Raw genomic sequence first — 24,660 nt, 5'->3', positions numbered from 1 at the left:
ATGCGTCGAAAGGGGCGGGCCGGAATCACTCAATCCAGCAAGCCCTTTAGCAAACCACCAGCCTTCTCCAGCGGGTTCGCGCGGAACTTCGCTTCTTCCTTGCCCATATAGGCAAAGATGCCGTCGAGCGCTTGCTCAGTCACGCTGTCTCCCAGCTTCTCGCTGGTTAGCCCCGCATCGCGGACAAGCTCATACTTCTCGCCCAGCTCATCAAGCTGGCCATAAGCGCCAAGGCTGGTCATTGCGTCATCCACCAGCGGGCGCAGCTTGCCATTCAGGGTCCCACCAGAGCTTTCACGCAAGTACCGCGTGCCGCCATCATCGTTACCGATTATGCCCGGCGCGTCTGACAGTTCAAGCGCGCCGATGCTTTCGCGGAAGATGGGCTTGGCTTCGCCAGCCGCCGCGCCTGCAGCATCGTTGACGGTCCGTGTGAGGCCAGCCAGCGGATTGATGCGCGAGCGTCTGCCGAACAGACCGCCCAAAGCGCCGCCAATGCCGCCAAGATCCAGCCCGCCGATCAGCGGCAGTTTGATGCGGATGTCTTCGTCATCATAAAACGCATCGGGTTGAGCCAGCTTGTCGAGCGCACTGTCAGACGCCATCGCGAGGAGGTCCGTCAGGCCTTGTGCGCGCAGCGGTGATGCAAAGGGAAGGACAAGCAATCCAGCCCCCGCTCCGGCAATAAACCCTCTGCGTCCAAGCATTTGAAACTGCGCCATAACCCTTACCTCCTCATCCGTCTGACGTGAAGTCTTCCAGATGAGGAGCGATTAAGCAAGGCGCTCGCCTATCAACCGCGATGATTGGCGCGCGCGATCTGGAGCTCAACGCGCTTCAATTCGCGCAGGACGCGATTGGTTTGCATGCTCGGCCAGAGCAGGAATTTGGTCATGGCAGACATGAGAAGCAGCGCGACAGCGGGCAGGCCCCAGTGCAGGGCTACAAGTGTGTCGGTCGCATTGAAGAATTGGATCGCGGCATAGACACTTGCGATGAACATCACAGTCTGGATGATCATCAAGAGCCAGGTAACCCAGCCGAGCTGCCCGCCAAACAGGCCCCAGACCTGGCTGAAGTAGCCCGGCTCTTCGCCGATCTGGCTGAGCAGCTCGCGCTCTTCTGCATCAAGCGCGGCGTCGATCATCTGGTCGAGCTCGTCGGTGGTTTTGGTGGTCATGAGGCTTCTCCTTCAAGGATTTGGCGCAATTTTTTGCGGGCATTCATCAGGCGCGTTTTCACTGTGCCTGCAGGGATATCGAGCGCGACGGCGACTTCCGCGACGCTGAGCTCTTCAAAGTGATAGAGCGCAATGGCCGCGCGATGGGGCGGATCAAGCTCGCGGATGGCTGCGCGCAAGGTGCTGTGTTCGTCCGGTTCAATCGGTTCTGAAGCGGTCGCTTGCGGCTCGCGAGCAAACGCCACCGCGAGCTTGCGCCGACGCGTAATCCGTCCGATTTCCCCCGCACAGCTGCGCGAGACAATGCGGTATGCCCAAGCCGGAAAAGCGCTTGCCTCTTTGAGGCGGCTGATGCCGCGGACAATTGCGCTCCATCCGTGCTGGACAGCCTCTTCGGCGAGCTCTGCCTCGCCTGTGAGCCGCCTTGCATGGGCGAGCAGTTTGGGGTGCCATCTGCGCGCCAACTGATTGAGAGCTGTTCGGCTACCGGCTTGCGCACTTGCCACCAGATAAGCGTCCAGCGCGCGGCCACGCATCTTGCGCGAATTGTGCTCAGCCATAATTTTTTCCCGTCCATCATGCCTGTACAGTGCATCTGGCCCGCTATCCGGTTCACTCTAGCAGCAAATTTCTGTCTGCGGCGTTTGTCGAGGCTCGTTTGCGATTGGTCGGGTAAGATGGGACTTGTGGCGATCCTAGCGAACCACTGGTCGATGCGCGATTGAAGTGGCAGCGCGTGAGGCGCATTTTACATATCAGGAGGCAGTCTGGCCCCCCAAGCGCTTGTCCCCGCGATGCGAGCTTGTCCAGGCTGTCTCTCGATCGACCGCATGCCCAAGCTGCGTTACGCAATGGGACTGGTGCTGCGCGGCTCGAGACACATGATGGCCGGTCATCCGTGACGATTTCACGAAAGGATGAACCGATGAAGAATACATTCCCCCGCTTGTTCGCCCCTGCTGCGCTTGTACTTGCAGGTCTTGCCACTCCGGCGCTTGCTGGCAGCGAGCCAATCGTGGTCCAGTCAGAAGCCGCGATGGAAGCCTGGACGGCCGAGATCACTTCAGATCTAGAGCGTCAGCTCTATCTTGCGCAGCACAAACCCGGATATCAGCCCAAGAACGGCATTGTGCAGCTGCGCTTCACGCTCAACGACAAGGGCAAGGCCCACAATTTCGAATATATGCAGAAGACCGGCAATATGTTGACTGACAGGCTCGCGAAAGACGCTGTGCGGCGTTTGCAGGACTTGGATGAAGCGCCCGTGCGCAATGTTCAGGACCAGACCTTCGTCGCAAACATCATCTTTGCTGAATCGCGCCAACAGCGGGACCAATTTGCCAAAGAGCTGGCTAAGAGCGAACGCGCGCGGCTTGCAGCTAATGGCGGCAAGCGCACATATATCGCGATTGCGCTCTAGTCTCTTGGACAGCTTGCGGTTGTGCCTTTTGCCTTAATGCATTTATGTGACATCAAGGGCGTGTCCATCGCGCCGTGTCAGTAAATAGTATCAAGGCAAGGGGCGCATCGCATTATGCCGCATATTCAAGCGAATGGATTAGAGCTTTTCTACGACGAACACGGTGCCAAAGATGCACCGCCCATGCTGCTTGTCATGGGGCTCGGCGCCCAGATGACTTTGTGGCCGATAGAGTTTGTTGAAGCGCTTGCGATGCGCGGCTTCCGGGTGATCCGGTTCGACAATCGCGATATCGGGCTTAGCCACAAGTTCGATGGAGCGAAGGCGCCTGGTGTCCTGCGTCAGATCCTGTTTTCGCGGCTCGGCTTTCCGCCCAAAGTGCCGTACTCGCTCAGCGATATGGCAGCAGATGCGGCGGGCGTGCTGGAGGCGTTAGAGATCGAGCAGGCGCATGTGGTTGGCGCGAGCATGGGCGGTATGATCGCGCAGCTCATGGCGATCGAGCACGAGCACCGTTTGCTGAGCCTGACCTCGATCTTTTCAACCACCGGCAATCCGAAGCTGCCACAGGCAGACAAGCCTGCAATCAAAGCGCTCACAGCGCCATTGAAGTCGATGGATGAGGAATACCTGGTGGAGCGCGGCAAGATGGTCGCGCTTGCGATTGGCAGTCCGGGCTATCGTCTTGACCCAGAGCGGCTTGAGACACGCGTTCGTGAAAGCGTGAAGCGCAGTGTGTATCCCGCAGGGCTTCCTCGTCAGCTTGCTGCGATCATCGATGACGGCGACCGGACCGAGCGCTTGAAGTCGGTATCGACACCAACGCTTGTCCTGCATGGTGAAGCCGATCCTCTCGTTAAGCTGGAGGGCGGCAAAGCAACCGCTGCTGCCATTCCCGGTGCAACGCTTAAGACCTATCCCGGCTGGGGCCATGATTTGCCTTCGGAACTGGTCGACACAATGGCCGATGCGATCGCAGAGCATGCGCATAGCTCACAGAGCGCACGTCAGGCCGCCTAGGGCATTCGCCGCCCGCATGAGATGATTGATTGCAAAGGCACTTGAAATCCCGCCGCACTGTATTATCGTTGTAATACAGTAATTGGGAGAGATGTTTTGCAACTTCGTACACGTTTCGCAGCGGCTTTGCTTGCGACCGCCGCATTCACCGCCACGCCAGCACTCGCGGTACCGGAAGGCTTTGCCGAGGACGTGGATGCGCTCCTGAGCGCCAATTTCGAAGCAGATGAGCCTGGTGTCGCAGTCGTCGTCACAGAAGGTGGCGAAGTCGTTTATGCTAACGGCATTGGCATGGCCAACATTGAACAGGGCGAAGCGATCAAGCCGGAGACCGTGTTCCGGCTAGGCTCGATTACAAAGCAAATCGCTTCTGCGGCGCTGCTGCAATTGGTCGCACAAGGTGCGCTCTCGCTGGATGATCCGCTGTCGAAATTCGTGCCTGATTACCCCGAGGCCGGTGCTGATGTGACTGTTCGCCAACTCCTCAATCACACGTCCGGCATTTCGTCCTACACCAGCATTCCAGGGTGGATGAACCCTGCCAATCTTACGCGCAATTTCTCTACTGCCGAGATGATCGAAGTTTTCAGGGATCGCGATATGGACTTCGCGCCCGGAGACGCGTGGGCTTATAACAATAGCGGCTACATCCTGGTTGGCGCGGTAATCGAAGCGGTCACAGGCAAGCCGTGGGATCAAGTGGTTGTCGAGCAGATTTCCGTGCCGCTCGGCACTTCAACAATTGCAAGCTTCGCCGACGAAGCAACGACGTCTGACATGGCGATCGGTTATACACGCACCGGCGAAGGGGAGATCCAGCCCGCGGGAGGCATCCATGCGAGCGTTCCGGCGGCTGCAGGCGCTTTGCGCGGCTCCGTGCTCGACTTGGCGACTTGGGGCAATGCGCTGCATAGTGGCGAAGTGCTGAGTGACAAGCTCTACGCTCAGATGATTGCGCCTACCGTCCTCAACGATGGGTCTGAGAACGAATATGGTCTCGGCCTGGACCGTCAGGACATTCGCGGTCGCGAAGTGATTGGCCATGGCGGCGGCATCAATGGCTTCAACACCGACAGCATCTATCTGCCCGATGAAGACATTTTCATCGCGGTGTTCAACAACACTGATTCGCCCGGCATGTCTGCAAGCGGTGTAACTGTCCGAGTGGCAGCAATGGCTTTGGGCGACCCGTTTGAGAACTTTGCTGCGGTGCCGCTCGACATGGATGCGGTCAGCCCGTTGCTGGGCGAGTTCCGTATCAACGATCAGGAAACGCGCAAGTTCTACGAACGCGATGGAAAGCTCTACACTTTGCGCACGGGCCGCTCGGAAAGCGAAGTCTACCCGGTTGGCGATGACCGCTTCTTCTATGGCTCATCCAGTCTCACATGGTTCGCGATCACACGCGATGCGGACGGAGATCTTCAGATGGAGATGCATCAGAACGGTGCATCGCAACCCGAAGTCGCCACTTGGGTCGGTCCGGTAGAGGCCGCGCCCGTAGTCCTTATCGCGCCAGAAGTGATGGCGACGTACGCAGGCTCCTACACCAGCGAGATCGGAACGCTGGTGCTTGCTGTGGACGAAGACGGCAAGCTGACGGCTAAGCTTAATTCGCAGCCGGTGCTTAATCTGGTGGCTGAGAGCCAGACTGAGTTTGCCGTGCAAGGCGTCGACGCCTCTGTTCGCATGGTTGAGGAAGACGGCGCAATCGCTGCAGCGGTAATCGGCCAGGGCGGTCAGGAAATGCGGCTCGATCGGGTCCAGGATACCGACTGACCGATTCGCATTTCAGAACGAACTGAAGCCAAAGAATGGCTCGCCGATTCACAATCAGCGAGCCCGTTTTTTGCTGCTAACGGTTAGCGATCCGGATTCGAATCTTGCGCGACAGGATTCTATTGATTCACAACCCCTCAAGCATCCTTTTGCCCGCAAAAATTTTTTCGCAGATTCATTTTTGGGCTTGCGCAGTCGAAAACCCTAGGATTGTCCACGCGTCGCGGCGTATCGCTGGCATAACACACTAGCAGTTTGCGCCATTACGCAACGTAAAATTGATATTAACCCTCTTGCACATGAACCGCCTCTGATTCAGTATCTAGTAGTTGGAGCTGCGGGTTCACCCACAAGACCTAGTTATACGACATGAGGAACCCTATTTCTCATGCCGGGGGTAGAGTCAGGTCTTTTTCGGGCAATTCACAGCGTAACTGTGGGCAAAGACGGGAAAACTAATCCCCCGTTGGCGCTGAAAACTTGCTAGGTGAGGGTGATCTCACCGAGTCGAACACATCAGGAACATGCGCGGGTAAACGCGTAGCGTGAACGAAGCGAAGAGAGTGGGGCTTAACAGACATGGAATTCAGGACCGGGGACGACGCAGCAATGGGGCTGGAAACAGAGAACGCGGAAGGTGTGAGCGACACACCCAAAGCGAAGACTCGGTCCGCAAAGAAGGCGGCGCAAAAGAGCGCGAAGGCAGTAACAATGGAAAAGCAGGACAAAGGCTCGGAAGAGCTGATCGCGGAAAAAGCAGGTGAAGCGCTTGCCGGTGCTGTGGCTGAAGCAGCCAAGGCCGCGGTTGATGGCGACAGCAAGAAGGTCAATCCGCGCCGGTTCACGATCGTGACCGATGAAGCGCGCGACGACAATCTGACCGAGTTCGGCAAGGAAACTCTGACCGACCGCTACCTGCTGCCCAATGAAAGCTACCAGGACCTCTTTGCGCGCGTGGCCGATGCCTATGCCGATGATCAGGATCATGCCCAGCGTCTTTATGACTACATTTCCAATCTGTGGTTCATGCCAGCCACGCCCGTGCTGTCCAATGGCGGCACCAGCCGCGGTCTACCGATCAGCTGCTATCTGAATTCGGTCGAAGACAGCTTGAACGGCATCGTTGGAACCTGGAACGAGAATGTCTGGCTTGCGTCCAAAGGTGGCGGCATCGGCACCTATTGGGGCCATGTGCGCGGCATTGGTGAGCCGGTCGGCCTTAACGGCAAGACCAGCGGCATCATTCCGTTCGTGCGCGTGATGGACTCGCTCACGCTCGCGATCTCGCAAGGGTCGCTGCGGCGCGGTTCGGCGGCTTGCTATCTCGATATTTCGCACCCCGAAATCGAAGAGTTCCTCGAAATCCGCAAGCCATCGGGCGACTTCAACCGCAAGGCGCTGAACCTGCACCATGGCGTGCTCGTCACCGACGAGTTCATGGAAGCGGTGCGTGATGGCGCAGAGTTTGACTTGAAATCGCCTAAGACCGGCGAAGTGCGCGGCACTGTTGATGCGCGCTCGCTGTTCCAGAAGCTCGTTGAAACCCGCCTGGCAACGGGCGAGCCTTACATCGTGTTCAACGACACTGTGAACCGCATGATGCCCAAGCATCACCGCGATCTCGGCCTTAAGGTGTCAACGTCCAACCTGTGCTCGGAAATCACCCTGCCGACCGGTATTGACCACTTGGGCAATGACCGCACGGCTGTGTGCTGCCTCTCATCGCTCAATCTTGAGAAATGGGATGAGTGGAACGGCGACAAGACCTTTATCGAGGACGTCATGCGCTTCCTCGACAATGTGCTGCAGGACTATATCGACCGTGCGCCCGATGAAATGGCGCGCGCGAAATACTCCGCCAGCCGCGAACGGAGCGTCGGCCTCGGCGTGATGGGCTTCCACTCTTTCCTTCAGTCCAAGAAGATCGGCTTTGAAAGCCCGATGGCGAAGGTCTGGAACCTGAAGATGTTCAAGCATATCCAGGGCAAGGCGTCCGAGGCGAGCATGCTGCTCGCGCAAGAACGCGGTGCATGCCCGGATGCAGAAGAAATGGGCGCGATGGAGCGCTTCAGCTGCAAGATGGCGATCGCGCCGACCGCGTCGATCTCGATCATTTGCGGCGGTACGTCGGCTTGTATCGAGCCGATCCCTGCAAACATCTACACGCACAAGACGCTGTCCGGCTCCTTCATTGTGAAGAACCCGTATCTTGAGAAGATCCTGCGCGAGAAGAGCAAGGATTCAACGCAAGTATGGAACTCGATCCTTGAGCAGGGCGGCAGCGTCCAGCACCTGGACTTCCTCGATGATGAAGAGAAAGCGGCCTTCAAGACCAGCTTCGAAATCGACCAGCGCTGGCTGCTCGAATTCGCAGCAGACCGTTCGCCTTATGTCGATCAGGCGCAGTCTCTGAACCTGTTCATCCCGGCAGACGTCGACAAGTGGGACCTGATGATGCTGCACTTCCAGGCATGGGAGAAAGGCATCAAGTCGCTCTATTATCTCCGCTCGAAGTCAGTCCAGCGCGCAGGCTTTGCCGGCGGCGTGGAAGCGGACAACACAGCCGACGCGCAGAAGATCGAATTGAAGGCAGAACTTGGCGAGCAGCAGACCGATTATGAGGAATGCCTGGCCTGTCAGTAAGGACCGATTTAGAAAGTAAACATCGAGACGGCCCGGCAAGGTAACTTGTCGGGCTGTTTCTTTTTCCAGTTCAGCGAGATAGGATCGAAGTCCGGGACGAGGGGAAACCACATGGATCGTGACACACTCTTTATCAGCGCTGTCGTCATCGTTGGCGTGCTTGCGATCCTGAATGCATGGCGCGGTGCAGTGCTGCTGCGTTCCGGCGACCAGGCAGGCGGACGCAAGCATCTGGTGCTCGGCCTGTGCATGATCATGATGATCGCCTTAGCCAATTTCTATCGCGGCGGTTGACCTCCCGCGCCCAAGCCATCTGGCAAGGATTTCTTGGTGATTTAGCCTTACCGCCGGCTTCACCATGAAAACCCGCAAGACTTCCCGCAAAGAGCTGCAAGCGCTCGCTGGCTGTCGCAACAGCAATGGCCGCGAATGGCAGAGCTTGCTTGCGGACGTGTCTGACGGCGGGTGCAAATTGCTCGATCCTTCCGAGCAAATCCGCAAGGGCGAGCGGCTTCATCTCTATTTTGCCAATACTGGCCCGCATATGGTGCAAGCGACATGGCGCCGCGGCGACCAGGTGGGGCTGGAGTTTCGTAGTCCGCTAAGCGACGAGCTGTTGCAGAAGCTGGCAGCGCAGGACTGGTCTGCCATTGGTGCGGAAATCCCGGACGGCGCGCCCGGCGTCGAAGCTTTGCGGTTTGTCTAAAGCGTAACATTCAAATCAAGCACTTGCCGTTCGGCGGTCAACTGGCCTAGTCTCTCATTCTCAATGGGAGAGGGCGCAGCATGGCAATTCAGCACTTTATCGGCGCAGACCTGACATGACGCTCGGTCTGTTTCTGCCGCTCGCCTTCGGCTTTATCGCGCTTACAGAAATCCCGATTTTCATTAAGCTGCGTTCAACCGGCGCGATTTCGGAAGCTGCGTTTCCATTCCTCGCGCTTGCATCACTGATCTTGCCATTCGCGCTCTATGTCGTTCTCAACATCCTCGTGCCGGAATGGGGCGCGATCGTATTGTTCTGAATGCCCATATTCGTGGAGCTTCGCTTGTGAACCCAATCTGGATCGGTGTTGCTGGCACTATCATAGCCGTGATCATGCTGATCGCCGCATTCAGGCAAGGCCAGCGCGGTAAAGGCGCAGGCATTGTCATGACGCAAGCGCTGATCGCGCTGCTGTTCATTGGCGTTGTATGGTTTATAATCCTGCGATTGCTGACCTGAGCCTGGAGAAGTTTGCATGACCACCCGGATCCTATGCGCAGCCGCGTTCGCTTTGCTGCTCTCAGCCTGCGCGAACCAGATCGATGCAGGTGTCGCAAGCGGCGCTGATGTGCCGGGTTTCTGGTGGGGGCTGTGGCACGGCTTTGTCTTCCCGTGGGCATGGATCGGCTCGCTCTTCTCACCTGAGATCGCGGTCTATGCGGTGCCAAACACCGGCGGTTGGTACGATTTTGGCTTCTTCCTCGGGATAACCGTGCTGGGCGGCGGAAGCTTTTTCGGCTCGAAGAGCCGTAGCAGGGGTTAGAGCCAACCCGCCCGCTTGAAAACTGAAACTCTGCATGACATTGCAAGGCCATGTCAGGCGATCCAGTTCACGATCAGCAAGTGCAGACCGCGATGGTTCAGCCTGTGGACCAGCCCGTGATTGGCGTTGCAATTGTCACCTACAATTCCGCCAAGATCATCGCCAACTGTTTGTCCAGTCTCCTCCTTAGCCAAGGTGTGCGTCTCCGCATTGTCATTACTGACAATGCAAGCGAGGATGATACGTGCGACGTAGTTCGTGCATGGGCAAACGAACACGCAGAGACTGTTAGCTTTGCTGAGAAAGTTAGCGAAAATCTTGAGGGCAGCGACGCTACGTTGACACTCATTCGCTCGCCTGTGAACGGCGGTTTCGCGGAAGCTACAAATCGCGGCCTTTCATTGCTGATGCAAGATGCGGAGATTGAACTGTTCTGGCTACTCAACCCCGATTGTGTGGTGTTGCCTGACACAGCTGAGAACTACGCAAGGGCCGGTGCCGACGGCAATTTCGCGCTGATGGGCGGCCGCACACGATTTCACGACCACCCTGATCGTGTCCAGACGGATGGCGGAAAAGTTTCACGCTGGACCGGTGTTTGCCAGTCGGTGAATTGGGGGCGCGAAGCCGCTTCAGCGCGCATGCCGGTCGCGGACGAACTTGATTTCATTACTGGGGCGAATTGTGTTGCATCCCGTCGGTTCCTTGAGAATGTCGGCCTGATGGAGGAGGATTACTTCCTCTATTATGAGGAAGTGGATTGGGCTTTCCGGCGCGGTGATTTGGAGCTTCGGGTGGTGCCGGAAGCAGAGGTCTTGCACCACGGTGGAACTGTGATTGGCACCACATCAATCGGACGGCGTCCATCGCCCTTTGCCAATTATTTCAACTATCGAAATCGCATGCGTTTTGTACGACGCTTTCTACCTTTAAGCGCGGTAGGCGCCTATGTGTTCGTTTTGGCAAAGGTCATACAGCTCATCCCTGTCGGCGCGTTCAGCGAAGCGCGTGCAATCATCGCTGGCGCATTGGAACTTCCGCCGCCAGCTGATGTGCGCGCGCTTTTGGCGCCGCAATCCCATGACCTTGCATTCTCTCCCAGACATCGCGAGCGCATGCCGCGATGATTGTGCTCAATCTGCATGGGCTTGGCGATCCGCATAGCGGTGTGGACGATGACGAACGCCCTTACTGGCTTGGCGTGGAGCACTTCACGAAGCTGGTGGATCGCATCACTAGCCGAAGTGATCGGACGCAATTCAGCTTTACCTTTGATGATGGAAACAAGTCTGATCTGATTGGTGCATCCGTTCTGGCAGAGCGAGGCTTCTCCGCGCGCTTTTTTGTCCTTGCGGGACGGCTGTCGCAGCCGAAATACCTGTCTCGTGAGGATCTGATTGCGCTTAAGGACATGGGCATGACAATCGGTCTTCATGGTCGTGACCATGTCGATTGGCGCAAGCTTGACGATAAAGCGCTTGAGGATGAAACCGTCACAGCGAGAGCGGAGATTGAGGATGCGCTGGGCCAGGCGGTTGACGAGGTTGCGATCCCTTTTGGCGCTTATGATCGCCGGGTCATGAACTGGCTCAAGGACCGCCGCTTTACCCGCATTCATACCAGTGATGGCGGCCCTTTGCGCGATCGCGCAGCGAAGATATGGCCGCGCAATACCCTGCGCGCCGATATGAAAGAAGAGCGGCTGGATGTGCTTCTCTCAGGTCGCTGGACCCTCGCACAGCGCGCTCGCCAGGCGGGCGGGCAGCTATATCGCAGGCATATAGCGTGAGCGGCTTCTTCTCAACACTATGGCAGCGCTTCTGGCTACGCGGTTCTCAATTTAGCGGGCGGTATGATCGGCTTGACGCATTGTACCGCGCAAGCGACCCGTGGGGGCTCGATAACGCGAATGAGCGCGCACGTTTTGTTGAGACCAATCGCAGGATCGAACAGCGCTTTGGCAAAGTGGGCCATTTGCTTGAGCTGGGATGTGGAGAAGGCGCGCAATCGCTTGTCCTTGCCGAGGTTTGCGAGCGCCTGACCGGGCTCGATGTCAGTACGCGGGCAATTCAACGGGCGAGAGCGCGTTGCCCGGATGCGCAATTCGAAGTCGGCGCAGGCGAGGATATCGAAGCGCTGTTTCCCGGTCAAAGGTTCGACCTTATTACTGCCTGCGAGGTGCTCTATTATTCGGCTGATCCTGCCGGCCTGATTGCCAGCTTGCAGTCAATGTCCGACCAAGTGTTCGTTACAGTTTACGACGCGCGATTTGCGCCGCTCGAACAGCTGCTGAACGGCTCGGGCTGGGAGCAATTGGAGGCGATCGAAGAGGGGGATCTGCGCTGGATATGCCGGGCCTGGTCTCGCAAAGCTGCCGACAGCGATGCGAATTAACACGGATGGACCTGGTCCCAATCGTGGTCAGCTTTTGTCATGCGCCACTGGCTTGCTGACTCAATCTTTTCGAGTACTGCCGTGTCACGAGCTGACACAGTCGGACGGTGCCATTTTACCGGCTTGAACCCCGCCTTGCGATAGGCTGTGATTTCGCACTCTGTCGAGGCGCCCGCAATCACAGCTTCGCAATGCTGTAATTCGCTCAAGCCATAGTGGAGCAGTGCCTCCATTCCTTCACCATCTTCAGGATCGCAAAGCACATCGGCAATCGTGCCAACTGGCAGTTCGCAGGACAGCGGTTCGCGCCAAGCCATAATGCCGCGTGCCTTGCCGTCGCCTGAGAGCTTGGCGAAACGATAGTCGAGGTCTGGCGCGTTCTCGAACCGCCAACGCCAGAATGCGTCGGAACGGTCGAAGCCTGTGAGCGCTCCGCTTTGTATGCGTTCTTGCCATTGCTCGAGGTCTCGTTTGTCGACGCGGTCCACAGCATGCACCTTTGACACTAAGTCCGGGTTTTGCGAGCGCGGCTTGCTCATGATCGAGACGAGGTCGAGCACAGCCTTTGCAACAGGCGTCACATGCCTGATCCGGCCTGCTCTGCCACCGGCTTCAGCGGAGTGTTCCGCCCAGCGGCGTATCGTTGCTTGCGAGAGGTTTTGCGCGCGCAGCAATTGAGCCACCGGAGGCAGTTCGACGCTGCCAGCGCGCATCGCAATCTGCCGCGTGGCTGGCGCCATGGTGAGTGTCACTGCAACATGCCCGGCATCAAGGATAGCGCCATAGAGGCGATGCCCGAGCCCTTTCCCGCGATAGCGTTCGTCGATCATCACATCGACGATCCAGCCAATGTCGAGCGGCTCACCGCTTAGCCATAGGCGTCCTGGTTGAAGCGAGATTTGGCCGACCACTTCTGCACCGTCGTGCGCGATCCAGCTCGGCGGATGGGATGCGCTTGCCATCGGGTAAGGCGCTTGCTCCATCTGCCAGCGCCATCGCGCTTCACCTTTGTATCGCGCAGATGCGCCATAGCACCGCTCGACGAAGCGCGCGATCGCAGGCCAGTCGCCGGAATGTGCCTGGGCAATGTCGATCACTCTGCTTGCGTTCGCTCACTTTTTTGCGTCTCAAACGCCAGCATTGGCCATGCCTTGGGCGGCTGGCAAGAGGGCAGATTGCACACTTCGCAATGCAGCGGGTTGCGCGGCTTGCAACCCGCCTCAGCCGGACTCAAAAAAAGCACGTTCTATCCCCAGCCTAAATACCGCTCTTGCCTTCGTTTTCAGCGAATGATTCTCTATATTGAAATTTCGCACTGATTCACTGGAGACCACAAGATGTCGTTGCTCGAAGCCCGTAAGACCTACAAGCCCTTTGAATATCCGTGGGCTTACGAGTTCTGGAAACGCCAGCAGCAGATCCACTGGATGCCAGAGGAAGTGCCGCTGGGCGAGGACTGCCGCGACTGGGCGCAAAAGATCACTGAGCATGAGCGCAACCTGCTCACACAGATCTTCCGGTTCTTCACGCAGGCCGACGTCGAAGTGCAGGATTGCTACCACGACAAATATGGCCGCGTGTTCAAGCCGACTGAAGTCAAGATGATGCTCACCGCGTTCTCCAATATGGAGACGGTGCACATCGCGGCGTATAGCCACTTGCTTGACACGATCGGCATGCCGGAGAGCGAGTACAGCGCGTTCCTCGAATATGAGGAAATGAAGGACAAGCATGATTACCTGCAGCTGTTCGGCGTGGACACGGACGAGGATATCGCCCGCACGCTCGCGGTGTTCGGCGGCTTTACCGAAGGCATGCAGCTGTTCGCGAGCTTCGCGATGCTGATGAACTTCCCGCGCTTCAACAAGATGAAGGGCATGGGCCAGATCGTCAGCTGGTCGGTGCGCGACGAGAGCCTCCACTGCGAGGGCATCGTGCGGCTGTTCCACGAATTCGTGCGCGAGCGCGATTGCTACACCAAGGCGGTGAAGGAAGACATCATCGACATCTGCCAGAAGTCGGTGCGCCTGGAAGACAACTTCATCGATCTCGCTTTCGAGATGGGCCCCGTCAGCGGCATGACCGCGAAGGAGATCAAGAAGTATATCCGCTACATCGCGGACTGGCGCCTGGGCCAGCTCGGCCTGCAGCCGATCTACATGGTCGAAGACCACCCGCTGCCCTGGCTCGCCCCGCTGCTGAACGGCGTGGAGCATGCGAACTTCTTCGAAACCCGCGCGACCGAATATTCGAAGGGCGCGACGAAGGGCAATTGGCAGGACGTGTGGTCAAGCTTTGACAAGCGCCAGAAGGCGAAGGCGGCGAACGAGGAAGAGGCTGTCGATGAAGGCCCGGACATGTTCGGGGAAACCGAAGCTGCGGAGTGAGTGACGGAGGTGCGGTGAGTCCAGATGCTCTCAAGTGGCTGGACCCCTGGCTAAGCAAAGCCAAAGACCTTTTCGTGCTGATTCCAGCACTTCACATATTCTGTTGCTTCGTTTACCTCTTTTTTTATTACTACTCGTTCGGTAACGGACTGATATATTTCGCATCACCGACCGAAGTATTCTCTGTCTCTCTCGCGGAAGTCGCGCCATTGTATCTATTCGGTGGGCTTGGTCTGATTATTGGGGCTTGGTCGTACCAAACTGATGATCAGATTGAATCGCGGCACTCAAAAGCTGGTGCGAGAGTGGCCAAAGGATTGAAATACTCACAGCACGCATTTGTAGGTTTGCTTGCTTTGGCTCTCCTTGTGGTTGGTGCCGTATCCTCAATGATCGAAGGCTACATATTTTGGTTCTTGATGATTTTCCCGTTGGTTCTTCTATTCGCATCATCGCTATCGGCCTTTGCAGTGCATAAAGGTCTGACTGTGAATGCAATTATGCCAATCTTCTGGCTGTCGTTCGCGTTTATATCAGTCTCATTGAATGGTCTTGAGGATGGGCAGTACGCCTCTCTTGTTCGAGTAGAACTTGATAGTATTTCAGGGCCTCGATGCCATGAAAAGGTTATTCTGAAGGACGATGCCGACAGCTTTCTGGCCGTCGATAAGGACAACAATAGGCTGATCGTAGACAAGGAGTGCGCGACAAAGTTCAAGGTGATCGACGGGACGGAAAGTAGGAAAATCGAGCTAAATCCGTTTGCAGTCATAGCCAAATCTTTCTCTGACTAGGATGCACTAACTGCTTTTATTGCAGCCGATGGACTCGAACATATATTGCAAGGGAAAGGCGGTAGAAATGGCGCAACATCTCTCACCGCCAATAGTCCCGCCGTTCCGATCCTTCCTGAGCGGTCGATTGCTATTCACCCTGCTTGACCGCCCTCTCAACCCTGCGGCATTCCGACAGCATGTCTGACAAGAGTTGGTACACCGTTCCGCCCGAGCTGGGCATCGACCATTCCACCTATATTCGCTGGCTTCGGCGCAAGGCTGCCACTCACCTCAGGCGTGATCGCAAGCGTGTGGATCACGCCATTAGTGGGGAGGAATATCGCAAGGCCATTCACGCTGCTGTCTGCGACCATGGCACACATGACTATTACACAGGTGAGAAGCTCGATTGGTCGCTCATCAGCACTTATGACAATGCCAAGTCGAAGGCAGGCCGATCAGAATACAAGGCGCAGTTTGCGCTGCTACCGACGGTTGACCACGTTTCGGGTGAGGATGGTCGCTATGACTTCGTGATTTGCGCGTGGCGCACAAATGACGCGAAAAACGATCTGAGTTACGAGCAATTTGTGGCGCTTTGCCGCCGCGTCATTGAGCACGCCGACCAAGCCTAGCGGCTTCTAGCCAGCCCCCTCAACACCACCAGCCAAGGCATAAGGCCAAAGACAACCTGTCCGATCAAGCCGTAGAGACCCGGCGGTTGCGTGACCGAGGCGAGCCATTCGCGCGGGGTCATTTCAAACAGGCCCACGCCGAGCCCCACTTCAGCCATCATAAGCAGCGCAAAGGCGAGCGCACCCATGGCGAGCGCTTCGCGGCTGCGTGTGATCGCGAATTTGCCGACCAGCCACAGCGCGGCGAGCCAGCTTGCGCCGAGAATGATCGGCATCTCGATAAATCCGGCAATCGTCTCGCCCACCATCGGGGCGAGCCACAGCACGCGCAGCGTTCCCAGCACGAAACCCAGTCCGAAAACAATCGCGAAATAGGCGAAGGCCGCTGTGACAATCCGCATCATGACAGCCCCTTCGCCGCGCTCTCCAGCAGCAGCCGCGAGTACCACACATGCGGGGCGAGCATCACGCGCCAGCGAGATTCATTGATGCCGCCAACCCATGAACCGAAGAGGAGTTTGGTTTTATTTTTTGTCTGTCCTACCGCTTCGCTACTTGAGGACACCGCCAGCCAACTCGCCGTGTTGGTGTCACGCGAGAGCAGCAGGATCTCATCGGGTTTGCGTTCTACCACTTTCCACACAGCAATCTGATCGCTCTCGCCGCTGGCCAGCGCGCGGATGTCCTCCGCTGACGCGCCTCTCCCGATCAGGCCAAGCACAACCCGCTCCGGCCGGAACACCGCGCTCGAATAAAACCGCTCGATATATTGCTCGAGCGACACTTCGCCCGGCACCTCGCGGCAGAAACAATCGCGATAGTCATCTGCCCCGCCAAATCCGGCGAGCAGGCTGCCTTCGGGCAATTCGCAAGCGCGCACTTTTCCCATAGGACGCAGGATAAGCGCGCCGCGCGCCGCTTGCCAAGCTGGATGTGTCCATGCTGGCGGCGCGAATATCCCTGTCCTACACGCCATTTGCGCTGCTAAGCGAATGGAATGGCGATTTTTCTCATCCTATCAGCACTTTACGCCCGAATTGGGTGTGCGAAGTTTTTCTCCCTGGACTGTGTAACATGCGTATCCAACATGCTTGATCTGGATCAAGGCGCGTGGCGGTTTGATCGGCCATTGTCTCCTTCTACCAATGGAAAAAGGAGAGGCTCGGCCCATGTCCCAGCACACACCCAATGAACTCACGGCGATCTTCAAGCGTGATCGCGAAGTGCTGACGCGATTGAAGCAGTCGGATGCGCATTTCGCGCGGCTTGCGGAGGCGTATCACACGGTAAACCGCGATGTGCACCGCATCGAAGCTCAGGCCGAGGCTGCCAGTGATGAGCGGATGGAGACGCTGAAGAAGCAGCGGCTCGAATTGCTCGACGAGATTACCGCGATCGTTACAAAAGCGAGGGAGCTTGCCGCATGAGGGGGCACGACGAACACGGACCGCGCTTGACTTTGGCGCTGGTTGCAACGCTTGCGGTGGCGGCGTGCAACCAGGCTGAAGAGAAAAGCTATGAGGCGGATGCCGAGGACATGAGCGGCGGCGAGCTGATCGTCTCGCGAGAGGATCCCAACGCGGTTGAGGTCGATCTGCCGGATACGGAGATGACCAATGTCGCCAATGATGAAAGCGAGGCGAGCGAGCCCTAGAAAGCGAGTGTTTCAGGCTCCGGCATGGGCTCGTGCTTTTGCGCTTTGACCATGCTCAGAACGCTGCGCACGCCGACCCAGATCGCGATAAGCGGGAAGAGCAGCACACCGATCAGGATAAAGCTGAGAAAGAAGGCCACAACGCTCGCAGCAAAGCCGATCCAGAAGGTGCGAATGAGATAGGTGTAGTGCGAAGAGACCCATGGCTCGTGGCTTTCGCCGCGCCAGATATGCGCAAGAACGATGCCGACAAGGCCGGTGACACCTGTCACGAAGCTCGCCAGATAGAGCAGGCTGATAATGCTCGGCCGATTGAGGTCGAAGCCGCCTGTTGCAGGCGGGCCGCTATTGCGCTGTGTCGGTGTGCTCTTGTCGTCCATGGCTGATATTTCCCTCGATCAATCCGGGCAGCATACAGGATGAGGAGCGCGCATCAAGCGGTGGCGGCTTTCACAAAGTCAGCGCAACGCTCGCCGATCATGATGCTCGGCGCGTTGGTGTTTCCGGACACGATCTTCGGCATGATTGACGCATCGGCGATCCAAAGGCCATCGATCCCGCGGGCCTTCAAGCTCGGGTCGACTACCGCGTTTTCGTCTGATCCCATGCGGCAAGTGCCCACAGGGTGGTAGACGGTGTCTGCGCGGTTGCGGATGAGCTCGTCAAGCGCGGCATCATCATTCAAATCGATCGCGTGGCGATCCTTGGGCTTATAGTCCGTAAGCGGCGGAGCTTCTGCAATGCGGTGCGACAGGCGCACACCTGCGCGCAGTGTCGCGATGTCGCGGTCATCTTCGAGGAAGTTCGGATCGATCCGTGGCGCATCGGCAGCATTGCCGGAATTCAATCGGACCGTGCCGCGGCTTTCCGGGCGCAGCACGCAGGCATGGAGGGAGAAGCCATGGCCTTTGATCTTCTCGCGGCCATGGTCTTCGAGCATGGCCGGTACGAAATGCCACTGGATATCTGGTGCCGGGCTATCGGGCATGACAGTCCAGAAACCGCCGCTTTCGGCATAAGGCGTCGTCATGATGCCCGTGCGCTTGCGCCGATGTTCGACAATGCCTTTGACCATCTTCCAGGTGCCCGACAGCGAGTCACCAATCGGCTCTTTGGATTCCGTCTCCCATCCGGAAACATAGTCGATATGATCCTGCAAATCGCTGCCAACAGCAGGCTTGTCGAGCACGACATCCACGCCATGTTCGCGCAAATGCTCGGCCGGACCAATGCCGGACAGCATCAGGATTTGCGGAGAGTTAAATGCGCCAGCGGACAGGATCACGCCTTTGCATGCGGACACCACTTCGCGCTTGCGGCCGCGCTTGATTGCAACGCCGGTCACCCGGCCATTCTCGATCACGAGCTTCTCAACCAGAGTGCCTGTGCGAATGTCGAGATTGGGCTTCTCGCGCAAAGGCTCGACATAGGCGCGAGCGGCTGACCAGCGCTCGCCATCTTTTTGGGTCACTTGATAAATGCCGAAGCCTGCCTGACTGTTATCGTTGAAGTCGTCAGTGGTGGGCAGTTGAAGCGCCGCGGCACTCTCAACGAAGGCGCGGCTGGTGGGGTTGGTCCAATGCTGGTCAGAGACCGAGAGCGGACCCTCGCCGCCGTGATACTCGCTCTTGCCGCGCACATTGCCTTCGCTACGTTTGAAGTAAGGCAATACGTCGGCATAGGCCCAGCCGGTGCAGCCCATCGCGGCCCAGTTGTCATAGTCCCAGGCATTTCCGCGAATATAGACCATTGCGTTGATTGCCGATGATCCACCGAGCCCTTTGCCGCGCGGCTGATAACCGATACGACCGTTGAGGCCTTTCTGCGGGACGGTGTCGTAGCGGTAATTGGTATTCTTCAAAAGGAACGGCATGAAGCCGGGCGTCTTGACCAGAAAGTTGTCGTTGCGGCCGCCAGCTTCCAGCAAGCAAACCGAGCTTGCTCCATCTTCTGCTAGCCGGCCTGTGACCGCGCTGCCCGCACTGCCTCCACCAATAACGACATAATCGAACGTGTCCATTGTCTCTCCTCTTGGAGAGCGATGTTAGGCAGCCTCACGCCCGCTCGCAATCGGGTTTTGCAATGAAACTTGGTTTTCTTGAGTGCCAGCTTGTGTTTGTCGCTCTTTCCAGCGCGAACGGATCATGTCGGAGGTGTCGTGGCTACCGTCATGTGTCCAGCCGGGCTCGCGCAGAAGGTAAGACAGCTTGTGCTTCCATGGTGCTCGCCAGATATCGCTAAGCATCCCAACCCACTCGTGAAACACAGACCATAACAAGTTGAAGCTGCCGAGTTGCTTGACGATCCCATAGCGAATTTTCTCGTCTTCGGTTTCGGGCTCGAACGTGCCGAACAGTTTGTCCCAGATGATGAAAACGCCCGCGTAATTGCGATCGAGATAACGCGGGTTGGTGGCGTGATGCACACGGTGATGGCTTGGCGTGTTCATGACTGCCTCAAACCAACGCGGCATTTTGTCGATTGCTTCTGTGTGGATCCAGAACTGGTAGATCAGATTGAAGCCACCGCAGATCGCGATCATTGCTGGGTGGAAGCCAAGAAGAACTAATGGGAGTGCGAACAAGAAGCCGAACGTGAATGGCCCAGTCCAAGTCTGCCGCAAAGCTGTCGAGAGATTGTAGTGCTGGCTCGAGTGATGGTTCACATGAGCAGCCCACATCCAGCGAATGCGATGCCCCGCGCGATGCACCCAGTAATATTTGAGGTCGTCGAGTACGAAGCACAGCGGCCATGTCCACCAGACAGCCCACCATTCGGGTCCGAAGTCTAAGACGCGGTGTTCCCAAACGGTCAGAAACAGAAGGAAGAAAAATCCGCCGAAGATGAGGCCCGACACCGTGCTTCCGAGCCCAAAGGCGAGGCTGGTGAGTGTGTCCTTGGCTTCGTAAGCTTGCGGCTTGCGCTTCCAAGCCCAGATCATCTCGATCAGGACGAGCAGCACAAAGCCGGGTACGGCATAATCAACAGGCGAAAAATCAGGCATTGCCCGCTTCGTGTAGTCGATTGATGGCCTCAGCCCAATAGGCGGCGTCTTCAATCGTCAAATACACGTCGCCGAAGCGTTTCTCGCCAGACATGATCTGAAGGCTACTGCCCGAGAGCGTTGCGGAAGCGCTTGATGTGAGGATGCGGCCGGCAAAATGCACACCGTGCGGCTTGAGCACCATGGTCCGCCCTCGGGCATCGCGCAGTAAGGCACCCTCACCCTTTTCATCACGCGCGACCGATTCTGCTACGAATCCATCATGCACTTCAGCCGCGACGGTCTTCGCATGATCGTCATCCGCAAGCGTTGGATTTCTCCCAAGTCCGAGGCGCTTTACCAGCCATGCAAGTATCAGAATCGCGACGAGCGATCCTGCAAATTGCAAGGTTTCAGCGGGTATCAGCACGGGCAGCTCGTCGAGATTGGTCAGTCGCGGGCTTGGCTCGCGAACATATCAAGTGCGGGCTGGATTGGTGAGACATCGTAGCCCGCAGCGTTCGCGGCAGCAGCGATTTCAATCGGATTTGCACCGGCGCGCGCTTGCGCGAGAGCCCACAGAAAGGTCGAGCGGGTACCTGACCGGCAATATGCAAGCGTTTTGCCAGTATTCGCGGCGAGCGCTTGCTGCATGGCTTCGACCTGCGGTTCACTAAATCCCGAATGACCTATTGGGATAGCAAGATATCGCATCCCAGCGGCATTAGCCGCCGCTTCGATTTCAGGGCCTTGTGGTTCGTCAGGCGCTTCGCCGTCAGGCCGGTTGTTGATTACAAGTGTGACGCCACGTTCTGCCGCCAGCGCAAGATCCGCGGACGAAATTTGAGGGCTGGCAAACATCGTGTCGGATAAGAGGCGGAAATCGGGCATGGTTCGGCAACTTTCTTGAATTTCTGCGCACTGTCATGACGATGCAGGGATCGGGATGTCCAATTAGCCAAAAATTCAGGATTTGCCAAAATGTCACAAAGCTGCGCCATAAAGCTTTGTAACCTTAAATCATTCGCTCAAAGCGTATTTTTGCGCTATGCCGCGAATGGTGAGGTGGGGTTTAGGCGTCGAGTCTACTCTTCTTGCGTGTTCGGAACGGAATGCCGTCCCTGTTTCCGACACCGTAGATTTTTGGGCGGGATGACAAGGTATTTTTTGAGTTATGGGTTACGATAGAGGCCGTCGGCGCGGCAAAGACAAGCGCGACGGATTCGGCGAAGACAGTTTCGATCCATTCGGCGGTGAAGGCTACAAGCCACCTTCCGATTTTGGTAATGACCGCGGCGGTTTTGGCGGCAGACGCGATGATCGCGGCGGCTACGGCGGCGGCGGTGGAGATCGCTTCGGCGGCGGTGGAGGCGACCGTTTCGGCGGTGGCAATCGCGGTGGCCCAGGAGGCGGTGGCCCTCGTGGCGGTGGCGGCAGCGGCGGTGACGGCGGCGGATTCAACCGCATGCCAGCACAGGTCGTTGGAACCGGCAAAGGCACCGTCAAATTCTTCAACAGCCAGAAGGGATTCGGCTTCATTCAGCAGGAAACCGGCGGCGAAGATGTGTTCATTCACATCAGTGCAGTTGAGCGTGCTGGTCTTGAGGGATTGGCTGAAGGTCAGGAGCTTGAGTTCAATCTCGTAGACCGTGGCGGCAAGGTATCTGCACAAGATATCCAGATTGTCGGTGACGTGATCCAGGTAGAGCAGCGCAGTGCAGCTCCGCAGCGTGAGCTGACCGGTGAAAAAGCGACAGGCACAGTCAAGTTCTTCAACTCGATGAAGGGTTTTGGCTTCCTGACGCGCGATGACGGTCAACCCGATGCGTTCGTGCACATCAGTGCAGTTGAGCGGTCCGGCTTGCAAGGCATCAATGAAGGCGAACGGTTCGAGTTCGATCTCGAAGTCGACCGACGAGGGAAATACTCGGCGGTCAACCTCGTGCCCGTTCAAGGTTGATGAGCCTGCTCAGCCAGCGGTTTGACCCGCGGCTAGCGACAAACTAAACGGAGCAAATGGCGGCCCCAGTCCATGAGACAGGGGGTCGCCATTTCTCTTTGGTTTTGCATTATTTCCGAATTCGAGATTTGAGGTGCTGCTATGGCTATTACTCCACTGATGCCCGTTTACCCTCGGTGCGGTGTGCGTCCGGTCCGAGGAGAACACTGCCATCTGATCGACGAAGACGGCACGCGCTATCTCGATTTCGCGAGTGGCATAGCGGTCAATCTGCTCGGTCACAGCCATGAAGGTCTAATTTCAGCTATTCAGAAACAGGCTGAGACCTTGATGCATGTCTCAAATCTCTATGGCAGTCCACAAGGCGAGAAGCTCGCGCAGCAACTGGTCGATAACACCTTTGCCGACACGGTCTTCTTCACCAATTCAGGCGCAGAAGCGGTTGAGACTGCGATCAAAACCGCGCGCGCTTACCACCAGCACGATGGGGATACGACGCGGTTTGAGCTCATTACCTTTGCCAATGCCTTCCACGGCCGGACCATGGCCACGATTAGTGCGTCTAATCAGGAGAAGATGCATCACGGCTTCTCGCCGCTTCTGGCCGGGTTCAAATATGCCGAGTTCGATAATCTGGAATCGGCCAAGGCTCTGATGGGGCCAAACACGGCTGGCTTCCTCGTCGAGCCGATACAGGGTGAAGGCGGTATCCGTCCGGCATCGGAAGAATTCATGCAAGGCCTGCGCAAACTGGCTGACGAGAATGATCTGATGCTGGTGCTTGATGAAGTGCAGTGCGGCGTTGCTCGCACCGGCACGCTATACGCTTACGAGCAATACGGCATCACGCCTGACATCGTGGCGACAGCAAAAGGGATCGGTGGGGGATTCCCTCTCGGCGCATGCCTCGCGACTGAGAAGTCCGCGCGCGGCATGGTCCCTGGTACCCATGGTTCCACTTACGGCGGCAATCCGCTTGCTATGGCAGCAGGCAGCGCGGTGATGGACGCTGTGGCGAACGAGGAGTTCCTTTCCAGCGTTCGCGAGAAAGGTGAGCGACTACGCTCGCGGCTGGAACAGTTTATCGGAAACTATCCGGAGCTGTTCGAACTCGTGCGCGGCAAGGGATTGATGCTTGGCATCAAGATGAAAGTGGAAAGCAGGCCATTCTTCGTCCATCTGCGCGATAATCACCAGCTGCTGACTGTCGCTGCGGGCGATAACACGCTGCGCGTTCTGCCTCCGCTAGTTCTCGGTGATGCTGAGATGGACGAATTCTTTGAAAAGCTTTCGGCTGGGGCGGCGAGCTACTCGCCTGATGCAAGCTGATGAGCGATTCGAGACCACTTGATCTTGCGCCAGCGGTGCAGAATTTTCTCGATCTCTCCGATGCAGGTGGCAATGCCATTGCCGGGATGATGGCAGATGCAATTGACCGCAAGGCACTGCGTAAAGGCTGGCCCAAGGCCAAGCCCGATGCGGACAAGCCTCTCGATGGGCGCGTGTTGGCGATGATCTTCGAAAAGAACTCCACGCGCACCCGTGTCAGCTTTGATATCGCGATGCGCCAGCTAGGCGGGTCCTGTCTGATCCTTGACAGTGCGACCAGTCAGCTTGGCCGCGGCGAAACGATCGCGGACACCGCACGCGTATTGAGCCGCATGGTTGATGCGATCATGATCCGAACCGACGATCATGCAAAGGCGGAAGAGCTCGCGGATCATGCCCATGTTCCAGTGATTAATGGACTGACTGATCGTTCGCATCCATGCCAGATTGTGGCCGATCTTCTGACAGTCATTGAACATGGCAAGTCATTGCCGGGGCTGGAAGTGGCTTGGTTCGGAGACGGCAACAATGTGCTGCATTCCATTCTGGAAGCAGCGGCATTGATGAAGTTCAACGTTCGGGTCGCGACACCAGCCGGATATGAGCCTGAGGCCGAATTCGTCGAGATGGCGCGCGATGCGGGGTGCACCGTCACCCTCACACAGAACGCAAGCTCTGCTGCGATGGGCGCAGATGTGATTGTAACTGACACATGGATTTCGATGGGCCAGGCAGATGCTGCGGAGAAGCGCGCTGCGATGGCACCATATCAGGTCAATGAGGCTTTGATGGCGCAGGCCAAGTCCGATGCGCTCTTCTTGCATTGTCTACCGGCGCATGTCGGAGACGAGGTTAATGAAGCTGTGTTCGAAGGTCCTCAGTCGGTTGTGTTTCATGAAGCGGAAAACCGGATCCACGCGCAGAAATCCATCTTGCTTTGGGCATTCGGTCTGCTCAAGTAAGCTGAGCGA

General features: G+C 57.3%; 31 protein-coding genes. 20 read left to right on the top strand and 11 right to left on the bottom strand.

Annotated elements, in window-relative coordinates; genetic code table 11:
• Positions 1 to 29 precede the first annotated feature (29 nt).
• From HUO12_RS09610 to HUO12_RS09600, 3 genes are all read right to left on the bottom strand, one after another.
• Positions 30 to 722: a DUF4197 family protein gene (locus HUO12_RS09610; protein ID WP_232367360.1), complete on the bottom strand. Its 693-nt coding sequence runs from the start codon at positions 720 to 722 to the stop codon at positions 30 to 32.
• 71 nt (positions 723 to 793) lie between these two features.
• A complete protein-coding gene (locus tag HUO12_RS14535) occupies positions 794 to 1,180 on the bottom strand; it encodes a DUF6768 family protein (RefSeq protein ID WP_232367359.1) in 387 nt (128 codons plus the stop codon).
• On the bottom strand, positions 1,177 to 1,740 hold the full coding sequence (locus HUO12_RS09600) for an RNA polymerase sigma factor (RefSeq protein WP_176273341.1): 564 nt from the start codon (positions 1,738 to 1,740) through the stop codon (positions 1,177 to 1,179). Before HUO12_RS09600 ends, HUO12_RS14535 begins: the two co-directional genes overlap by 4 nt.
• A 365-nt stretch (positions 1,741 to 2,105) precedes the next feature.
• On the opposite strand from HUO12_RS09600, the gene HUO12_RS09595 reads away from it, so the two are divergent.
• The 12 genes from HUO12_RS09595 (at position 2,106) to HUO12_RS09540 (ending at position 11,965) form a co-directional block, all read left to right on the top strand.
• Complete coding sequence (locus tag HUO12_RS09595) at positions 2,106 to 2,600, top strand: hypothetical protein (RefSeq protein ID WP_176273340.1); 495 nt, start codon at positions 2,106 to 2,108, stop codon at positions 2,598 to 2,600.
• A 114-nt stretch (positions 2,601 to 2,714) separates the two neighbouring features.
• Positions 2,715 to 3,620 carry an alpha/beta fold hydrolase gene (locus HUO12_RS09590; protein WP_176273339.1) on the top strand — a complete coding sequence of 302 codons (906 nt, stop codon included), beginning with the start codon at positions 2,715 to 2,717 and terminating at the stop codon, positions 3,618 to 3,620.
• A 96-nt stretch (positions 3,621 to 3,716) separates the two neighbouring features.
• Complete coding sequence (locus HUO12_RS09585) at positions 3,717 to 5,399, top strand: serine hydrolase domain-containing protein (RefSeq protein ID WP_176273338.1); 1,683 nt, start codon at positions 3,717 to 3,719, stop codon at positions 5,397 to 5,399.
• A 579-nt stretch (positions 5,400 to 5,978) separates the two neighbouring features.
• The gene (locus tag HUO12_RS09580) at positions 5,979 to 8,042 is read left to right on the top strand and encodes a ribonucleoside-diphosphate reductase subunit alpha (RefSeq protein ID WP_176273337.1); all 2,064 of its coding nucleotides are present in this window, start codon (positions 5,979 to 5,981) and stop codon (positions 8,040 to 8,042) included.
• A 111-nt stretch (positions 8,043 to 8,153) separates the two neighbouring features.
• Positions 8,154 to 8,336 (top strand): hypothetical protein, encoded by a 183-nt coding sequence (locus HUO12_RS09575; protein WP_176273336.1) that lies wholly within the window; start codon positions 8,154 to 8,156, stop codon positions 8,334 to 8,336.
• Positions 8,337 to 8,400: 64 nt separating this feature from the next.
• Complete coding sequence (locus tag HUO12_RS09570) at positions 8,401 to 8,748, top strand: PilZ domain-containing protein (protein ID WP_176273335.1); 348 nt, start codon at positions 8,401 to 8,403, stop codon at positions 8,746 to 8,748.
• A 115-nt stretch (positions 8,749 to 8,863) separates the two neighbouring features.
• Complete coding sequence (locus HUO12_RS09565) at positions 8,864 to 9,067, top strand: hypothetical protein (RefSeq protein ID WP_176273334.1); 204 nt, start codon at positions 8,864 to 8,866, stop codon at positions 9,065 to 9,067.
• A complete protein-coding gene (locus HUO12_RS09560; RefSeq protein ID WP_176273333.1) occupies positions 9,043 to 9,267 on the top strand; it encodes a hypothetical protein in 225 nt (74 codons plus the stop codon). The genes HUO12_RS09565 and HUO12_RS09560 overlap by 25 nt, the downstream gene beginning before the upstream one ends.
• 16 nt (positions 9,268 to 9,283) lie before the next feature.
• Positions 9,284 to 9,571 (top strand): hypothetical protein, encoded by a 288-nt coding sequence (locus HUO12_RS09555; protein WP_176273332.1) that lies wholly within the window; start codon positions 9,284 to 9,286, stop codon positions 9,569 to 9,571.
• A 50-nt stretch (positions 9,572 to 9,621) separates the two neighbouring features.
• Positions 9,622 to 10,698, top strand: coding sequence for a glycosyltransferase family 2 protein (locus tag HUO12_RS09550; protein ID WP_217905186.1), 1,077 nt, complete (start codon positions 9,622 to 9,624; stop codon positions 10,696 to 10,698).
• Positions 10,695 to 11,360 carry a polysaccharide deacetylase family protein gene (locus HUO12_RS09545; RefSeq protein ID WP_176273331.1) on the top strand — a complete coding sequence of 222 codons (666 nt, stop codon included), beginning with the start codon at positions 10,695 to 10,697 and terminating at the stop codon, positions 11,358 to 11,360. Before HUO12_RS09550 ends, HUO12_RS09545 begins: the two co-directional genes overlap by 4 nt.
• Complete coding sequence (locus HUO12_RS09540) at positions 11,357 to 11,965, top strand: class I SAM-dependent methyltransferase (RefSeq protein ID WP_176273330.1); 609 nt, start codon at positions 11,357 to 11,359, stop codon at positions 11,963 to 11,965. Before HUO12_RS09545 ends, HUO12_RS09540 begins: the two co-directional genes overlap by 4 nt.
• Here the strand turns inward: HUO12_RS09540 and HUO12_RS09535 are convergent.
• The gene (locus HUO12_RS09535) at positions 11,962 to 13,062 is read right to left on the bottom strand and encodes a GNAT family N-acetyltransferase (protein ID WP_176273329.1); all 1,101 of its coding nucleotides are present in this window, start codon (positions 13,060 to 13,062) and stop codon (positions 11,962 to 11,964) included. The two genes, HUO12_RS09540 and HUO12_RS09535, sit on opposite strands and share 4 nt — an antisense overlap.
• Before the next feature lie 240 nt (positions 13,063 to 13,302).
• Here HUO12_RS09535 and HUO12_RS09530 point away from each other — a divergent pair, with 240 nt between their 5' ends.
• The 3 genes from HUO12_RS09530 to HUO12_RS09520 all read left to right on the top strand — a co-directional run bounded on the left by HUO12_RS09530 (position 13,303) and on the right by HUO12_RS09520 (position 15,763).
• Complete coding sequence (locus HUO12_RS09530; RefSeq protein ID WP_176273328.1) at positions 13,303 to 14,352, top strand: ribonucleotide-diphosphate reductase subunit beta; 1,050 nt, start codon at positions 13,303 to 13,305, stop codon at positions 14,350 to 14,352.
• Positions 14,349 to 15,146, top strand: coding sequence for a hypothetical protein (locus HUO12_RS09525; protein WP_176273327.1), 798 nt, complete (start codon positions 14,349 to 14,351; stop codon positions 15,144 to 15,146). The genes HUO12_RS09530 and HUO12_RS09525 overlap by 4 nt, the downstream gene beginning before the upstream one ends.
• A gap of 179 nt (positions 15,147 to 15,325) precedes the next feature.
• Positions 15,326 to 15,763 carry a hypothetical protein gene (locus HUO12_RS09520; RefSeq protein ID WP_217905185.1) on the top strand — a complete coding sequence of 146 codons (438 nt, stop codon included), beginning with the start codon at positions 15,326 to 15,328 and terminating at the stop codon, positions 15,761 to 15,763.
• Here HUO12_RS09520 and HUO12_RS09515 read toward each other — a convergent pair.
• Positions 15,760 to 16,167, bottom strand: a complete 408-nt coding sequence (locus HUO12_RS09515) for a hypothetical protein (RefSeq protein ID WP_176273326.1) — start codon at positions 16,165 to 16,167, stop codon at positions 15,760 to 15,762. The genes HUO12_RS09520 and HUO12_RS09515 overlap by 4 nt on opposite strands.
• Positions 16,164 to 16,739, bottom strand: coding sequence for a hypothetical protein (locus tag HUO12_RS09510; RefSeq protein WP_176273325.1), 576 nt, complete (start codon positions 16,737 to 16,739; stop codon positions 16,164 to 16,166). The genes HUO12_RS09515 and HUO12_RS09510 overlap by 4 nt, the downstream gene beginning before the upstream one ends.
• Before the next feature lie 193 nt (positions 16,740 to 16,932).
• Here HUO12_RS09510 and HUO12_RS09505 point away from each other — a divergent pair, with 193 nt between their 5' ends.
• Together HUO12_RS09505 and HUO12_RS09500 are read left to right on the top strand one after the other, a co-directional pair.
• Positions 16,933 to 17,190 (top strand): YdcH family protein, encoded by a 258-nt coding sequence (locus HUO12_RS09505; protein WP_176273324.1) that lies wholly within the window; start codon positions 16,933 to 16,935, stop codon positions 17,188 to 17,190.
• Positions 17,187 to 17,417: a hypothetical protein gene (locus HUO12_RS09500; RefSeq protein ID WP_232367358.1), complete on the top strand. Its 231-nt coding sequence runs from the start codon at positions 17,187 to 17,189 to the stop codon at positions 17,415 to 17,417. Before HUO12_RS09505 ends, HUO12_RS09500 begins: the two co-directional genes overlap by 4 nt.
• Here HUO12_RS09500 and HUO12_RS09495 read toward each other — a convergent pair.
• The 5 genes from HUO12_RS09495 to HUO12_RS09475 are packed head-to-tail and all read right to left on the bottom strand — an operon-like array spanning position 17,414 to position 21,291.
• Positions 17,414 to 17,797: a DUF4870 family protein gene (locus tag HUO12_RS09495; RefSeq protein WP_176273323.1), complete on the bottom strand. Its 384-nt coding sequence runs from the start codon at positions 17,795 to 17,797 to the stop codon at positions 17,414 to 17,416. The genes HUO12_RS09500 and HUO12_RS09495 overlap by 4 nt on opposite strands.
• Before the next feature lie 53 nt (positions 17,798 to 17,850).
• Positions 17,851 to 19,437 (bottom strand): GMC family oxidoreductase, encoded by a 1,587-nt coding sequence (locus tag HUO12_RS09490; protein WP_176273322.1) that lies wholly within the window; start codon positions 19,435 to 19,437, stop codon positions 17,851 to 17,853.
• 24 nt (positions 19,438 to 19,461) lie between these two features.
• Entirely contained in the window at positions 19,462 to 20,421 is a 960-nt protein-coding gene (locus tag HUO12_RS09485) for a sterol desaturase family protein (protein ID WP_176273321.1), read from the bottom strand.
• A complete protein-coding gene (locus tag HUO12_RS09480) occupies positions 20,414 to 20,830 on the bottom strand; it encodes a hypothetical protein (protein WP_176273320.1) in 417 nt (138 codons plus the stop codon). Before HUO12_RS09480 ends, HUO12_RS09485 begins: the two co-directional genes overlap by 8 nt.
• 20 nt (positions 20,831 to 20,850) lie before the next feature.
• Positions 20,851 to 21,291 carry a TIGR01244 family sulfur transferase gene (locus tag HUO12_RS09475; protein ID WP_176273319.1) on the bottom strand — a complete coding sequence of 147 codons (441 nt, stop codon included), beginning with the start codon at positions 21,289 to 21,291 and terminating at the stop codon, positions 20,851 to 20,853.
• A 283-nt stretch (positions 21,292 to 21,574) separates the two neighbouring features.
• On the opposite strand from HUO12_RS09475, the gene HUO12_RS14615 reads away from it, so the two are divergent.
• The 3 genes from HUO12_RS14615 to argF all read left to right on the top strand — a co-directional run bounded on the left by HUO12_RS14615 (position 21,575) and on the right by argF (position 24,651).
• A complete protein-coding gene (locus HUO12_RS14615) occupies positions 21,575 to 22,360 on the top strand; it encodes a cold-shock protein (RefSeq protein ID WP_176273318.1) in 786 nt (261 codons plus the stop codon).
• A 141-nt stretch (positions 22,361 to 22,501) separates the two neighbouring features.
• Complete coding sequence (locus tag HUO12_RS09465; RefSeq protein WP_176273317.1) at positions 22,502 to 23,689, top strand: aspartate aminotransferase family protein; 1,188 nt, start codon at positions 22,502 to 22,504, stop codon at positions 23,687 to 23,689.
• A complete protein-coding gene (gene argF, locus HUO12_RS09460; protein WP_176273316.1) occupies positions 23,689 to 24,651 on the top strand; it encodes an ornithine carbamoyltransferase in 963 nt (320 codons plus the stop codon). Before HUO12_RS09465 ends, argF begins: the two co-directional genes overlap by 1 nt.
• Positions 24,652 to 24,660: the final 9 nt, after the last annotated feature.

The sequence above is a fragment of the Altererythrobacter lutimaris genome (assembly GCF_013371495.1).
In the GTDB taxonomy this organism is placed as follows: domain Bacteria; phylum Pseudomonadota; class Alphaproteobacteria; order Sphingomonadales; family Sphingomonadaceae; genus Erythrobacter; species Erythrobacter lutimaris_A.
The sequence above is the reverse complement of the archived record's forward strand: the minus strand, read 5'-3'. Positions and strand labels throughout refer to the sequence as shown.

What these genes read in the sequence shown, in the direction of transcription:
- HUO12_RS09610 (WP_232367360.1), bottom strand. Translation starts at nt 722, where the DNA reads ATGGCGCAGTTTCAAATGCTTGGACGCAGAGGGTTTATTGCCGGAGCG.
- HUO12_RS14535 (WP_232367359.1), bottom strand. Translation starts at nt 1,180, where the DNA reads ATGACCACCAAAACCACCGACGAGCTCGACCAGATGATCGACGCCGCG.
- HUO12_RS09600 (WP_176273341.1), bottom strand. Translation starts at nt 1,740, where the DNA reads ATGGCTGAGCACAATTCGCGCAAGATGCGTGGCCGCGCGCTGGACGCT.
- HUO12_RS09595 (WP_176273340.1), top strand. Translation starts at nt 2,106, where the DNA reads ATGAAGAATACATTCCCCCGCTTGTTCGCCCCTGCTGCGCTTGTACTT.
- HUO12_RS09590 (WP_176273339.1), top strand. Translation starts at nt 2,715, where the DNA reads ATGCCGCATATTCAAGCGAATGGATTAGAGCTTTTCTACGACGAACAC.
- HUO12_RS09580 (WP_176273337.1), top strand. Translation starts at nt 5,979, where the DNA reads ATGGAATTCAGGACCGGGGACGACGCAGCAATGGGGCTGGAAACAGAG.
- HUO12_RS09575 (WP_176273336.1), top strand. Translation starts at nt 8,154, where the DNA reads ATGGATCGTGACACACTCTTTATCAGCGCTGTCGTCATCGTTGGCGTG.
- HUO12_RS09570 (WP_176273335.1), top strand. Translation starts at nt 8,401, where the DNA reads ATGAAAACCCGCAAGACTTCCCGCAAAGAGCTGCAAGCGCTCGCTGGC.
- HUO12_RS09565 (WP_176273334.1), top strand. Translation starts at nt 8,864, where the DNA reads ATGACGCTCGGTCTGTTTCTGCCGCTCGCCTTCGGCTTTATCGCGCTT.
- HUO12_RS09560 (WP_176273333.1), top strand. Translation starts at nt 9,043, where the DNA reads ATGGGGCGCGATCGTATTGTTCTGAATGCCCATATTCGTGGAGCTTCG.
- HUO12_RS09555 (WP_176273332.1), top strand. Translation starts at nt 9,284, where the DNA reads ATGACCACCCGGATCCTATGCGCAGCCGCGTTCGCTTTGCTGCTCTCA.
- HUO12_RS09550 (WP_217905186.1), top strand. Translation starts at nt 9,622, where the DNA reads ATGTCAGGCGATCCAGTTCACGATCAGCAAGTGCAGACCGCGATGGTT.
- HUO12_RS09545 (WP_176273331.1), top strand. Translation starts at nt 10,695, where the DNA reads ATGATTGTGCTCAATCTGCATGGGCTTGGCGATCCGCATAGCGGTGTG.
- HUO12_RS09530 (WP_176273328.1), top strand. Translation starts at nt 13,303, where the DNA reads ATGTCGTTGCTCGAAGCCCGTAAGACCTACAAGCCCTTTGAATATCCG.
- HUO12_RS09520 (WP_217905185.1), top strand. Translation starts at nt 15,326, where the DNA reads ATGTCTGACAAGAGTTGGTACACCGTTCCGCCCGAGCTGGGCATCGAC.
- HUO12_RS09515 (WP_176273326.1), bottom strand. Translation starts at nt 16,167, where the DNA reads ATGATGCGGATTGTCACAGCGGCCTTCGCCTATTTCGCGATTGTTTTC.
- HUO12_RS09510 (WP_176273325.1), bottom strand. Translation starts at nt 16,739, where the DNA reads ATGGCGTGTAGGACAGGGATATTCGCGCCGCCAGCATGGACACATCCA.
- HUO12_RS09505 (WP_176273324.1), top strand. Translation starts at nt 16,933, where the DNA reads ATGTCCCAGCACACACCCAATGAACTCACGGCGATCTTCAAGCGTGAT.
- HUO12_RS09500 (WP_232367358.1), top strand. Translation starts at nt 17,187, where the DNA reads ATGAGGGGGCACGACGAACACGGACCGCGCTTGACTTTGGCGCTGGTT.
- HUO12_RS09495 (WP_176273323.1), bottom strand. Translation starts at nt 17,797, where the DNA reads ATGGACGACAAGAGCACACCGACACAGCGCAATAGCGGCCCGCCTGCA.
- HUO12_RS09490 (WP_176273322.1), bottom strand. Translation starts at nt 19,437, where the DNA reads ATGGACACGTTCGATTATGTCGTTATTGGTGGAGGCAGTGCGGGCAGC.
- HUO12_RS09485 (WP_176273321.1), bottom strand. Translation starts at nt 20,421, where the DNA reads ATGCCTGATTTTTCGCCTGTTGATTATGCCGTACCCGGCTTTGTGCTG.
- HUO12_RS09475 (WP_176273319.1), bottom strand. Translation starts at nt 21,291, where the DNA reads ATGCCCGATTTCCGCCTCTTATCCGACACGATGTTTGCCAGCCCTCAA.
- HUO12_RS14615 (WP_176273318.1), top strand. Translation starts at nt 21,575, where the DNA reads ATGGGTTACGATAGAGGCCGTCGGCGCGGCAAAGACAAGCGCGACGGA.
- HUO12_RS09465 (WP_176273317.1), top strand. Translation starts at nt 22,502, where the DNA reads ATGGCTATTACTCCACTGATGCCCGTTTACCCTCGGTGCGGTGTGCGT.
- argF (WP_176273316.1), top strand. Translation starts at nt 23,689, where the DNA reads ATGAGCGATTCGAGACCACTTGATCTTGCGCCAGCGGTGCAGAATTTT.